The 12,224-nt window shown below is 70.1% G+C and carries 11 protein-coding genes; 5 read left to right on the plus strand and 6 right to left on the minus strand.

What is annotated here, in order from left to right; all coding sequences use genetic code 11:
* Positions 1-3 precede the first annotated feature (3 nt).
* Genes OIK44_RS02010 through OIK44_RS02020 form a run of 3 tightly spaced genes read right to left on the minus strand, consistent with a single transcriptional unit; the run spans position 4 to position 2,725 of the window.
* Positions 4-666, minus strand: a complete 663-nt coding sequence (locus tag OIK44_RS02010) for a methionine ABC transporter permease (RefSeq protein ID WP_273668983.1) — start codon at positions 664-666, stop codon at positions 4-6.
* Positions 659-1,498 (minus strand): methionine ABC transporter ATP-binding protein, encoded by an 840-nt coding sequence (locus OIK44_RS02015; RefSeq protein WP_273668984.1) that lies wholly within the window; start codon positions 1,496-1,498, stop codon positions 659-661. The genes OIK44_RS02010 and OIK44_RS02015 overlap by 8 nt, the downstream gene beginning before the upstream one ends.
* A 6-nt stretch (positions 1,499-1,504) precedes the next feature.
* Positions 1,505-2,725, minus strand: coding sequence for an acyl-CoA dehydrogenase family protein (locus OIK44_RS02020; RefSeq protein WP_273668985.1), 1,221 nt, complete (start codon positions 2,723-2,725; stop codon positions 1,505-1,507).
* 277 nt (positions 2,726-3,002) lie between these two features.
* On the opposite strand from OIK44_RS02020, the gene ssuE reads away from it, so the two are divergent.
* The 5 genes from ssuE to OIK44_RS02045 are packed head-to-tail and all read left to right on the plus strand — an operon-like array spanning position 3,003 to position 7,461.
* Positions 3,003-3,626 (plus strand): NADPH-dependent FMN reductase, encoded by a 624-nt coding sequence (gene ssuE, locus OIK44_RS02025; protein WP_273668987.1) that lies wholly within the window; start codon positions 3,003-3,005, stop codon positions 3,624-3,626.
* A 49-nt stretch (positions 3,627-3,675) separates the two neighbouring features.
* A complete protein-coding gene (locus OIK44_RS02030; protein ID WP_273668988.1) occupies positions 3,676-4,656 on the plus strand; it encodes a sulfonate ABC transporter substrate-binding protein in 981 nt (326 codons plus the stop codon).
* A gap of 16 nt (positions 4,657-4,672) precedes the next feature.
* The gene (gene ssuD / locus OIK44_RS02035; RefSeq protein WP_273668989.1) at positions 4,673-5,821 is read left to right on the plus strand and encodes an FMNH2-dependent alkanesulfonate monooxygenase; all 1,149 of its coding nucleotides are present in this window, start codon (positions 4,673-4,675) and stop codon (positions 5,819-5,821) included.
* Positions 5,822-5,823: 2 nt separating this feature from the next.
* Positions 5,824-6,594, plus strand: coding sequence for an aliphatic sulfonate ABC transporter permease SsuC (gene ssuC / locus OIK44_RS02040; protein ID WP_273668990.1), 771 nt, complete (start codon positions 5,824-5,826; stop codon positions 6,592-6,594).
* Positions 6,595-6,603: 9 nt separating this feature from the next.
* A complete protein-coding gene (locus OIK44_RS02045; RefSeq protein WP_273668991.1) occupies positions 6,604-7,461 on the plus strand; it encodes an ATP-binding cassette domain-containing protein in 858 nt (285 codons plus the stop codon).
* A 30-nt stretch (positions 7,462-7,491) separates the two neighbouring features.
* Here OIK44_RS02045 and OIK44_RS25650 read toward each other — a convergent pair whose 3' ends face one another.
* Genes OIK44_RS25650 through OIK44_RS02065 form a run of 3 tightly spaced genes read right to left on the minus strand, consistent with a single transcriptional unit; the run spans position 7,492 to position 12,172 of the window.
* Complete coding sequence (locus OIK44_RS25650) at positions 7,492-8,655, minus strand: TonB family protein (protein WP_337587189.1); 1,164 nt, start codon at positions 8,653-8,655, stop codon at positions 7,492-7,494.
* Positions 8,656-8,666: 11 nt separating this feature from the next.
* Complete coding sequence (locus OIK44_RS02060) at positions 8,667-9,248, minus strand: biliverdin-producing heme oxygenase (protein ID WP_273668992.1); 582 nt, start codon at positions 9,246-9,248, stop codon at positions 8,667-8,669.
* A 20-nt stretch (positions 9,249-9,268) separates the two neighbouring features.
* Positions 9,269-12,172 (minus strand): TonB-dependent receptor, encoded by a 2,904-nt coding sequence (locus OIK44_RS02065; protein WP_273668994.1) that lies wholly within the window; start codon positions 12,170-12,172, stop codon positions 9,269-9,271.
* Between the last annotated feature and the right edge of the window lie 52 nt (positions 12,173-12,224).

The raw sequence follows: 12,224 nt of genomic DNA on the forward strand, positions 1-12,224 counted from the left end.
GTGTTAGCGTTTGTCGAGGCGTTTGGCGATGCGGTTGCCGGTGAACTGGATGGTTTGCACCATCAGGACCAGCACGGCGACGGTGGCGACCATGATGTCGGTCTCGAAGCGGTAGTAGCCGTAGCGGATGGCCAGGTCGCCGATGCCGCCGCCGCCGACCACGCCGGCCACGGCCGAGTAGGACAGGAAGCTGATCGACAGCACGGTCAGGGCCAGCACCAGGCCGGAGCGGGCTTCCACGAGCAGCACGCGCAGCACGATCTGCAGTTCCGAGGCGCCCATCGCGTGGGCCGCCTCGATGACGCCGCGCGGCACTTCGCGCAGGTTCTGTTCGACCATGCGGGCGAAGTAGGGGATGGCGGCGAACGACAGCGGCACGGCGGCAGCCAGCGGGCCGATCGAGGTGCCGGCGATGAGGCGGGTGAACGGCACCAGCGCGACCAGCAGGATGATGAAGGGGAAGGAGCGCACGACGTTGACCAGCCAGCCCAGCACCAGCGCGGCCGGGCGGTTTTGCAGCGACTGGCCGTCGGCGATGAGGAACAGCAGCACGCCGAGCGGGCCGCCGATGACGACGGCGGCGCTCAGGCCGATGGCCAGCATGGTCAGGGTCTGGCCCATGGCCGTCCACAGCTCAGGCAGCATGGAGATGATATTTTCAAGCATGAGCGCGCTCCTTCCAGGCGGTGGCTTCAAAGGCGGGGGTGCCGTAGTGGGCCAGTTCGCGGCCCAGCGCGGTCTTGCGCACGGTGTGGGTGTCGGCCAGCGCGAACTGTTCGGCGACGGCGCCGTCCTCGATCACGGCGACGCGGTTGCAGATGGCGCCCAGCACCGACAGCTCGTGGCTGACGATGACGATGGTCACGCCGAGGTTGCGGTTGATGTCGCGCAGCGTCTCCAGCAGCGCGCGGGTGGTTTCCGCGTCCAGCGCGGAGGTCGGCTCGTCGCACAGCAGCACGGCGGGGCGGCTGGCCAGCGCGCGGGCGATGGCCACGCGCTGCTTCTGGCCGCCCGACAGTTGCGCGGGGTAGTTGGCGGCCTTGCCGCTCAGTTCCACCAGCGCCAGGCATTCCTCGACGCGGGCGGCGATTTGCTCGCCCTTGAGTTTGCCGTGGATGATCAGCGGGAAGGCGACGTTGTCGAACACGGTGGCGTTTTGCAGCAGGTTGAACTGCTGGAAAATCATGCCGATGTTCTGGCGCGCGTCGCGCAGCTCGCGCTTGCCCAGCGCCGTCAGTTCGCGGCCGGCCACGGTGACGCTGCCGCTGTCGGGGCGCTCCAGCAGGTTCAGCAGGCGCAGCAGCGTCGATTTGCCGGCGCCGCTCTTGCCGATCAGGCCGAAGACGTCGCCCTCGCGCACGTCCAGGCTGACGTTGCGCACGGCGTGGAATTGTTCGCCGCGCGGCAGCGCGAACGATTTGCTGGCGGCGTCGACGCGGATCACGGTGGCCCGCTTCGCGTCCGGCAGCGCGGCGATGTTGTTGGTTGGTGTGGTCATATCGTTTTATGAGTAGGCGGTGGGTTCGGGCAGCGTGCCTTCCAGGGCGAAGCGCCCCAGGTCACGGTATTTGTAGTCGATCGGGTCGTGCAGCGTGTGCACGCGGACGTTGCGCCAGAAGCGGTCGTAGCCGTATTTGGCCGACGTTGCGCGGGCGCCCGTCAGCTCGAACATCTGGCTGCTGATCTCGACGCCGGCGCGGTGCGCCAGGCACTTCGCCTCGGCCACGGCGACGGCCAGCTCGCCGCGGTCGCGGGCGCTGATCTGCGCGCCCTTGTTGAAAACCCTGTCGAGTTCGACGGCGGCGTGGTCGGCCAGCACCACGGCGGGGCGCAGCAGCAGCCACAGTTGGCCGTAGCGGTGCTGTATCAGCGGATCGGCGCTGGCGCTGGCCGCGCCGGAGGCGAACCAGGGCCGGGCTTCGTCGCGGGTGTAGTTGCGCGCCGCCTCGAAGGCGCCTTCGCCTATGCCCAGGTAGAGGTTGGCCATGATCAGCTGCGCCACCTGCGAGCGCAGCGTCGCCTGAGGCGTGGCCGGCTGGGCCGGCGCCTGCAGCACCTGCCCGGCCGGCAGCGCCGCCCCGGCGAAGTGGACGTTGCCGCTGTCGGTCTGGCGCTGGCCGAAGGCGTCCCAGTCCGCCTGCACGGCGACGCCGGGCTGGCGGGTCGGCAGCACGCCGATCAGCGCGCTCTGGGTCGGCGCGTGCCAGGCCGACACGGTCAGCCAGTCGGAGCCGACCGAGCCGGAGGAGAAGCTCTTGACGCCGTCCAGCGTGTAGCCGTCGGCGGCCTCGGTGGCCGTGGTGCGCCGGTCGAGCGGGTTCAGGGCATTGCCCCAGAACAGGCGCTGTGCGACGGTGTCCGTCAGCAGGCGGCGCTGTTGCTGGGCGCTGCCGTACAGCCGGATGCCGGCCAGTTGCAGGTGGTGGAAGCCGAACACGTGCGCCAGCGCGCTGTCGGCCCGCGCCAGAATGCGGATCACCTGGTAGACGACGGGCCAGGCGGCGCCCTGGCCGCCGAATTCCGTGGGGATCGACAGCGTCAGCAGGCCCGATTCGCGTATCCATTCGCGTTCCCGGGCGGCGTGGCCGCCGGCCTGGTCGCGGGCGTTGGCGGACTGCGCCAGGCGCGCGGCCAGCGCCGTGGCGATCTGGAGCGGGTCTTGCGAGGGTGCTGCGGGGGCGTCGGCATGGTGGCCATGCGGCGCGCCGGAAAATGCTTGTGACATTGTGCAAAGCCGTTGAAATGGTATCGGTAGCGCAAGTATTGCAGTGCGGCATAGCACTTGTGAACGATTTATTCTGTCTTTGCTTATGCGTAAATCCTCAGTAAACGCCGGCGACGATATCCGGAAAACACATATCGAAGCGCGAAAGCATTCGTTCTGATTTCGCCGGCGCGGTCGTAATCTGCTCACTGAAGGCGGCCCGATTCCAGCCACAAGCGCAGATCCTGGCGCTGGGCAGGCCGCGGCAACGCAGCACATTCACGGGAATTTCTCACGCATGAACATACTATTATTGAGTGGCAGCCCGCAGCTCCCATCCAGCTCCAGCCGCCTGCTGCTGCACATCGGCGACAAGCTGGCCGTGCACGGCCACCGCTACAGCAAGCTGCACGTGCGCGACCTGCCGGCCCGGGCGCTGCTGCACGCCGAGCATGCCGACGTCACGATTGCCCGCGCCATCGCCGCCGTGGCCGCCGCCGACGTCGTCATCGTCGCCACGCCGGTCTACAAGGCATCCTATGCCGGCATCCTGAAAGCCTTCCTCGACCTGCTGCCGCAGGACGGCCTGGCCGGCAAGCTGGTGCTGCCGCTGGCGACCGGCGGCAGCCAGTCGCACCTGCTGGCGCTGGACTACGCGCTGCGGCCGGTGCTGCACGCCCTGGCCGCCAGGCACGTGCTGACCAGCATCTATGCCACCGCGCAGCAGCTCGACTGGAGCGAGGAGCGCGGACTGACGCTGGACCCGGCGCTTGCGGCGCGCGTCGAGGCCGGCGTCGAGGAATTGTCGGCGGGGCTGCGCGCGCTGCGCCACGCGCGCGCCACGGCGCCCGAGCCCGCCGTGCCGGCGCTGCCGAGCCGTTCGCTGAAAGGCCACCCTTACGCCGTATCGCCGCTGAATTGATTACACCCGCGGGTTTTTGCCGTCGCGCCCCGCGCCATCAAGGAGAAACATGAGTACACGCCACGAAGAGCGCCTGTCGCGCCGCCACACGCTGGGCCTGTTGTTCGCCACCGCGGCCGGCGTGCTGGCGGCCGGCATGCCCGGCGCCGCGCAGGCCCAGGCGAAAGCGGTGCTGCGCATCGGCTACCAGAAATACGGCACGCTGACGCTGCTGAAGGGTCGCGGCACGCTGGAAAAGCGCCTGGCCGCAAAAGGCGTCGACGTCAAATGGACCGAGTTCCCGGCCGGCCCGGTGCTGCTGGAGGGCCTCAACGTCGGCAGCATCGACTTCGGCACGGTGGGCGAGGCGCCGCCCATCTTCGCCCAGGCCGCCGGCGCCAACCTGGTCTACATCGGCAACGAGCCGCCGTCGCCGTCGAGCGAGGCCATCGTCGTGCCGAAAGACTCGAAAATCCGCGCGCTGAGCGAATTGAAGGGCAAGCGCGTGGCGCTGAACAAGGGCTCGAACGTGCACTACCTGCTGCTGCGGGCGCTGGAAAAGGCCGGCGTCGGCTACCGCGACATCGAAACCGTGTTCCTGCCGCCGGCCGACGCCCGCGCCGCCTTCGAGCGCGGCAGCGTCGACGCCTGGGCGATCTGGGATCCCTTCCTGGCGGCCGCCGAAAAGCAGTTGGGCGCGCGCGTGCTGGCCGACGGCAAGGGCCTGGTGTCGAACCACCAGTTCTACCTGGCGGCGCGGCCCTACGCGGAAAAGAACCCGGACATCGTCCGCATCGTCATCGAGGAGCTGGCCAGGGTCGACGAATGGGGCCGCGCCAACCTCAAGGAGGTGGCGGCGATCCTCGCTGCGCAGACCGGCCTCGATACCGGCGTCGTCGAACTGGCCGCCGCGCGCTATGCCTACGGCGTTAAGCTGATCAGCGTCGACGTCGTCGCCGAACAGCAGAAGGTTGCCGACGCCTTCGCCGGCCTGAAGCTGATCCCGAGGGCCATCAGCGTCAAGGACGCGCTGCTGCCGCTCAAGTTGTAATGTAAAGGAAGCGAACATGTCTTTGAATGTCTTTTGGTTTATCCCGACGCACGGCGACAGCCGCTACCTTGGCACGACGCAGGGCGCCCGCCCGGTCAATGCCGACTACCTGCGCCAGTGCGCCGTGGCGGCCGACACGCTCGGCTACGACGGCGTGCTGCTGCCGACCGGGCGCTCCTGCGAAGACGCCTGGGTGGTGGCCTCGTCGCTGATCGGCGTCACGCAAAAACTGAAATTCCTGGTTGCGGTCCGGCCGGGCCTGTCGACCCCGGGCCTGGCGGTGCGCATGGCCGCCACCTTCGACCGCCTGTCGAACGGGCGCCTGCTGATCAATGTGGTGACGGGCGGCGACCAGGGCGAACTGGAGGCGGACGGGCTGTTCGCCGACCACGCCAAGCGCTACGAGATTTCCGCCGAGTTCATGCGCGTCTGGCGCGCCACGCTGGCGGGCGAGGGCGGCGCCGCCGGCTATGACTTCGAGGGCAAGCACATCCAGGTGAGGGGCGCGAAAACCCTCTATCCGGCCGTGCAGAAACCGTATCCGCCGCTGTATTTCGGCGGCTCGTCGGCGCCGGCGCACGAGCTGGCCGCCGAGCAGATGGACGTCTACCTGACCTGGGGCGAGCCGCCGGCCGCCGTGGCCGGGAAGATCGCCGACATCCGCGCCCGCGCCGCCAGGCACGGCCGCACGGTGCGCTTCGGCATCCGCTTGCACGTGATCGTCCGCGAGACGAACGAGGCGGCCTGGCGCGCCGCCGACGAATTGATCAGCCACCTCGACGACGACATCATCGCGGCGGCCCAGACGGCCTTCGGCAAGATGGATTCGGAGGGGCAGCGGCGCATGGCCGCGCTGCACGGCGGCCGCCGCGACAAGCTGGAAGTGTCGCCGAACCTGTGGGCCGGCGTCGGCCTGGTGCGCGGCGGCGCCGGCACGGCGCTGGTGGGCGACCCGCCGACGGTGGTGGCGCGCATGCGCGAGTACGCCGAGCTGGGTATCGACACCTTCATCTTCTCCGGCTATCCGCACCTGGAAGAGTCCTACCGCTTCGCCGAACTGGTGTTCCCGCTGCTGGGCAAGGGCAGGGCGGCCGGCGAGCAGTCGCTGTCCGGGCCGTTCGGCGAAGTCATGGCCAGCGACATCGTGCCGAAAAAGGCGGCCTGAGCATGCGCCCCGCCCGCGCCTGGTTCGCCGCGCTCGCGCCGTGGGCCTTGCCGGCCGCGCTGGTGCTGGCCTGGCAGGTGGCGGCGCAGGCCGGCTGGCTGTCGAGCCGCATTCTGCCCCAGCCGTGGGCCGTCGCCAAAGCCTTCTGGAGCCTGGGCGAGTCGGGCGAACTGTGGCGGCATCTGCGGACCAGCCTGTGGCGCGCCGCCGTCGGTTTTTCCATCGGCGCCGGCCTGGGCCTGGCGCTGGGACTGCTGACGGGCAGCGTCAAACGGGCCGAAACGCTGCTCGACACGACGCTGCAAATGGTGCGCAACATCCCGGCGCTGGCGCTGATCCCCCTGGTCATCCTGTGGTTCGGCATCGACGAAGCGGCCAAGCTGTTCCTGCTGGCCGTCGGCGTCTTCTTTCCCGTCTACCTGAACACCTTCCACGGCATCCGTTCGGCCGACCAGGGCTTGATCGAGGTGGCGCGCAGCTACGGCCTGTCCGGCTGGCCGCTGTACCGCGACGTGATTCTGCCGACGGCGCTGCCGGCGATACTGGTCGGCGTGCGCTTTTCGCTGGGGCTGGTGTGGGTGCTGCTGATCGTCGCCGAAACCATCTCGGCGCAGGCCGGCATCGGCTACATGACGATGAACGCGCGCGAATTCCTGCAAACCGACATTGTGCTGGTCGGCATCCTGCTGTACGCCCTGCTGGGGAAACTGGCCGACCTGTTCTCGCGCACGCTGGAAAGACGCCTGCTGCGCTGGAATCCCGCTTACCGCTGAAGGAACCCGATGATCTTCGCCCCCGCCCAACTCGAATCCGATTTCCTGTCGCTGCTGACGCAGTTCGATCCCGTCGAAGACCCCGTCGAGCGTCTGCCGAAGGCACGCCAGGGCGTGTCGCTGGCGCTGCGCGGATTGAGCAAGGCGTATGCCGGGCGCAGCGTGCTCAAGGACGTCGGCCTGGAATTGAAGGCCGGCGAGTTCGTCGCCGTGGTCGGGCGCAGCGGCTGCGGCAAGAGCACGCTGTTGCGCACCATCGCGCAATTGGAGCGGGCCGACGCCGGCGCCATCGTCGTCGGCGCCGGCCAGTTGAAGCCGGAAGTGCGCATTATGTTCCAGGAGGCGCGCCTGCTGCCGTGGAAAACGGTGCTGCATAATGTCGCGCTGGGGATGCCGCGTTCGCTCGGCGCGGCCGCCGCGGCGCTGTGGACCGTCGGGCTGGCCGAGCGCGCCGACGACTGGCCGGCGGCGCTGTCGGGCGGGCAGAAGCAGCGCGTCGCGCTGGCCCGCGCGCTGCTGCACGAGCCGCAATTGCTGCTGTTCGACGAGCCGCTGGGCGCGCTCGACGCGCTGACGCGCATCGAGATGCAGCAATTGATCGAAACGCTGTGGCTGGCGCGCGGTTTTACGGCCGTGCTGGTCACCCACGATGTGGCGGAAGCGGTGGCGCTGGCCGACCGCGTGATATTGATCGAGGATGGGCGCATCGCGCTCGACGTCAGGGTGGATTTGCCCAGGCCGAGGGCGCGCGGCAGCGCCGGGTTCGCCGCCATCGAGCAGCGCATATTGGCGCAGGTGCTGCGCCATCCGGCGCCGCAGCGGGCGGCTCCGGTGCCGCCGCTGGCGCAGCTGCGCTGGGCGGTTTGAAAGCAGGGGTCTGACCCCAGGAGGCCGGGGTCAGACCCCGGGCTGGCGGACGCGGAACTGTACCGGTATCGACAGTTCGAGCTGTTCGGGGCGCTCGTCGGGGATGCGCGGCAGCGGCGCGGCGCGCTGCAGCGTGTCCAGCGCCGCCTGGTCGAGCGCCGGGTGGCCGGAGCTGTGCTCGACGGCCGCCGCCAGCACCCGGCCTTCGCGGTCGACGCGGCAGCGCAGCGTCACGATGCCTTCCTCGCCGCGCGCCCGCGCCGCCGCCGGATAGCGGCGGAAGCGCTCCATGCGCGCCAGTACCTTGCCCTCCCAGCTATTGCTGCCGCTGCGTACTTCCTGCGGCGCCGGCGGCAACGCCGGCGCGGGCGGTGCCGCCGCGACGGAGGCCGTGTCGGCCGGCGCCGCCGCGCGCGGCATGGCCGGCGCCGGCGCGCCGGCGGGCGGCGCCTCGGCGAGCGGCGGCAGCGGCGCCGCTGCCATCTTCGGCGCCGCGGCCTGCGGCAACGGCGGCGTCTCGCGCCGCGCGCGCTCGGGCGCGGGCGCGGCGGCCGCGCTGACGCGTTCGGCCTGTTGCAGCTCCAGCGGTGCCGGCGGCGCCGCCGCCGGCACGTACATCAGTAATGGCGCCTGCGCCGCCAGCGGCTCGGCGGCGACGACGTGCAGCGTCGCCGCGTGGCCGTACAGCGCCCAAGCAAGCAGGGCGCCGTGGGCGGCGATGACGATGCCGGCGATCAGCGGCCGGACGCCGAGGCGCGGCGCGGCGGCCGCCGGCGCGGCGGCGTCGAGCGGCCCCTCGGGGCGGCGCAGCAGGTAGGCGAGCACCGCCAGTTCCACCACGGCCACCAGCAGGACCACCCACCACGGCGGCCGGCCGGCGCACATCAGCGCGAAGCCGAGCGCCATGCCGAAGCAGGCCATGCGCTTGCCGCGCCGCGAGACGGCGCGGTGTTCGCGCCACTGGCGCAGCGGCGCGCCGAAGCGCGGGTGGTTCAGCAGCCAGTGTTCCAGTTGCGGCGAGGCGCGGCTGAAGCAGGCCAGCGCGAGGATCAGGAAGATCGTCGTCGGCATCACCGGCAGCAGCGCGCCGATCACGCCGAGCGCGACCATCAGCACGCCCAGCGCCGTGTAGCCCCAGCGCAGCAGGCGCCCCGCCGGCGCCTTGCCGGACGCGTCCGCCTTCCGCAATGGCACCGGCTGGGCCATCAGAACGCGCGGCCGACGTGGCCGTGCATGCGGTTGAACGCCGCTTCGGCGCCGGCGACGACGCGCGCTTCCTGCTCGGCGTCGAGCGGCACGCTGTCGAGGGCCGTCGTGAATTCGCGCCAGTGGCGCGCCGGGCCGTCCGCGTGGCCGGCCAGGTGGCGGGCGCCGAACTGCTCGTCCAGGCCCAGCTTGCCGGCCAGCTTGTAGAGGACGGCGCCGCCCAGCTTCGAGCCTTCGCTGACGTACAGCCAGCCCAGCGCCGTCGGCAGATCCAGGTCGGCCGTCAGCGGCGCTTCCGGGCCGGCCTCCGGCAGCGGGCTGTGCAGGTCGGCCAGGTCGGCGGCGATGCGGGCGTAGCGGCGCCGCTCGTCCAGCGCCGGCAGCAGCGCGGCCAGTTCGGCGTGGTCGTACAGCGCGTCGACGTCGCGCAGGAAGCTGTACTGGGCCTGCAGGAAGCGGGCGTAGTTCTCCTTGGTGGAGAAGGGCGCGCTGGCCATGATGCTGTGGTCGAGCTTTTCGTGGGTGGCGACGGTTTTCGCTTTCAGGCGTTGGCTGCGGGTCATTTCGCTTACTGCGTTCATGTGTTTCCTTTTGCGGTTGGTTAGAATTTTACGCCGAGTGACAGGCGCATGGTGCGGCCCGGTCCGGGCATCAGGCTGAGGGTCAGCGGATCGAGATAGTAGCGGTCGCTCAAGTTGTCGACGGCCAGGTCCAGCGTCGCGTTCGGCGCCACCTTGTAGCTGGCGAACAGGTCGACCAGCGTGTAGGCGCGGGTCAGCACCTGGGCCGAGGTGCCGCTGGCGTTTTGCCACTGCGCTTGCTTGTCCTCGACGGCCAGCGGCGCGCCCACGTGGGTCAGGCGCGCGCCGACGCTGAGCCGTTGCGCCAGCAGGCGCGCGCCCAGCGTGGCGTTCATGCTCAGCTTGGGCTGGATGTGGTTGCTGACATAGGCGCTGGTGAAGCCGATCGGCGAGCAGTCCGGCGTGTCCTTCATGCGCGGCAAAAAGCTGCCCTTGGTGCGCAGGTAGGCGGCGGTGGCGGCGTCGCAGATCAGGGTCTTGCGGTTCAGCGTGCCGGAGAAGTCGCCGAACAGGTCGCCGCGGTCGTAGGACGACTGCAGCTCGAAGCCGGAGACGCTGTAGCTGTCCGCGTTGGCCATCGAGAAGTTCTGCGCCCAGACCTGCAGGCCGGGGATCTGGCGCCGCGTGATGTAGCCGCGCGTGGTGTTGTCGAAGTAGGCCAGCTTGACGCGCAGCTTGTCGGCGCCGCTCCAGAGGCCGTCCTTGAGCAGGTTCAGGCCGATTTCGCGGTTGTCGCTGCGCTCGGCCTTCAGCGGCGAGAAGTAGGTGGCGGAAAAGCCCAGTGTCGATTCGTACAGGCTAGGCATGCGCAAGCCCTGCACGGCGCGCAGGTAGACGCTGACGCCGTCGGCGACGCGCGCCGTCACGCCGAACGAGGGCGCGAAGCCGCTGTCCTTGCGCCGCATCGGCTGGCTGTACTTGAAGGCGCCGGGGATGTCGTCGTGGTAGACGTAGTCGTTGGGCTGCCAGGAGTCGACCCTGGACGGGTCGATCGGCACGGGCGCCTGGCCGTAGTTCTCGACCATGCCGATGCCGCTGAGCACCGGGTTGGTGGCGGGCGTGAACTGGCCGGCGTCGTCCTGGCGCCACTTGACGCTGCCGAAGTTGTTGCCGTCCTTGTCGTACAGGGTCACCCACTGCCAGCCGCGCGGGTCGTGCAGTTGCTCGGCCATGCGGTTGCGGTCGCGCGTCGTGTAGCGCTGGTAGCGCCCGCCCAGGTCGACGCTGAGCCAATCGCGCGGCTGCCACTGCAGCGCGACGAAGGCGCTTTCCTCGTGGCGCCGGCCGTCGCGCTGGGTGCGGTTATGGTTGACGTCCTCGTCCACCACGCGCACGCCGGCGCCGGGGCCGATGCTTTCGTTCTGCAGCGACAGGCCGTAGTTCAGTTTGAGCGGGCCGAAGCGCGTGTCCAGGCGCGAGGTGTTGCTCAGGTCCGCGCCGAGCCGGCGCGCCTGGGTCTTGGCCAGGTACAGCGTTTCGACGCAGGCCGCGCATTCGTGGTCGCCGGGATTCGGCTTGCCCTCCAGCGGGTTGTGGAAAATGTCGCCGTTGCGGGCCGCGCTGTGCATGTCGGTCAGCCAGACGTTGGCCTTCAGGTCGATCAGCGGCTGGCCGGCCGGCTTCCAGTCGTAGCGCGCGGTCCAGGCGCTGGTGCGCACCTGGCTCAGCAGCCATTGCGGAATGGTGCCGGTGCTGTTGCGGTAGATTTGCGAGGGCATCACTTCGCCGAAGGCGCTGTCGAAATAGCGGTAGCCCAGTTCCAGCGTCTGCTCGCGCGGCAGGCGCAGCACGCCTTTCAGCAGGGCCGAGGTGGTGGTGTTGGAGGTGTTGAGCACCTCGTCGCCGGCCTTGAAGAACTGCGTCACGCCGTCGTCGTCGCCCCATTCATTGGGCATCTGGTAGCCGGCGAAGCCCTTGTTGCCGGAGAAGTAGTTGCCGATGCGGCGGCGGCTGTAGGCGGCCACCAGCTCGTAATTGTCCTGCCTGGTGGCGGCGGCGACGCTGCCGAAGCCGCTGCGGGCGCCGAACAGGTCGTTGCGGTCGCGCCGCGGCGCCGCCGCGAAGTCGTCGGGCGGCGCCTTGCTGGCGCTTTGCAGGCCGCCGCGCAGGCGCACGCCGTTGCGCGCGCCCGGCAGCAGGATGTCTTCCGGCTTCAGCGTCTGCATGCTGACCATGCCGCCGATGGCGCCGGCGCCCTGGGCCGACAGGTTCGGCCCCTTGTCGATGCGCACGCTGCTGATCAGGTCCGGGTCGATGTAACTGCGGTCGGCGATGCCGGCATAGCCGCGGTAGACGGTCGACGATTGCAGGCTGCCGTCGATCAGCACCGGCACCCGGCCCTGGCCCTGCAGGCCGCGCACGTTGATGTCGACGGCGCCGCTGTTGCGGCTGTCGCCGACTTGCACGCCGGCCGTGCCCTTGAACATGTCGGCCGGCGAGGTGCCGCGGAAGCGCTCGATGTGCTCGCGGCCGATGTAGGCCGAGGAGGCCGACTGCGTGTAGGGCAGGTCGGCCGGGTCGGTGTCCTCGTCGCCGCTCCAGGCGCCGGCGCCGGCCTGGCCCTGCACGTTGAGCGTGCCGATCTGCACGGCGCCTGCGGCCGCCTGCGGCTGCGCCGTCAGGATGATGCTGCCGTCGCTGCGCACCTCGGCGCGCAGGCCGCTGCCGGCCAGCAGTTGGCGCAGCGCCTCGGCGACGCTGTAGGCGCCCTGCAGCGGCGGGCTCTGGCGGCCCGCCGTCAACCTGGCGTCGGCCAGCACCACCATGCCGGCCTGGCGCGCCAGCTCGTTCAGCGCCCGTCCCAGCGGCTGGGCGGCGATGCTGAAGGCGACGCTGGCGGCCGGGGCCGCCAGCGCGGCGGGCGGCGTGGCGAAGGCCAGGGCCAGCAAGAGGGGGAGGGGACTGCGGCGTATCATTGGATGCATCGTTGTTTCCTATGGTGACGTTGTGTATCGCTCATAGTTAAAACGAATGAGA

The sequence above is a fragment of the Janthinobacterium fluminis genome, from assembly GCF_028595325.1.
GTDB lineage: Bacteria > Pseudomonadota > Gammaproteobacteria > Burkholderiales > Burkholderiaceae_D > Janthinobacterium > Janthinobacterium fluminis.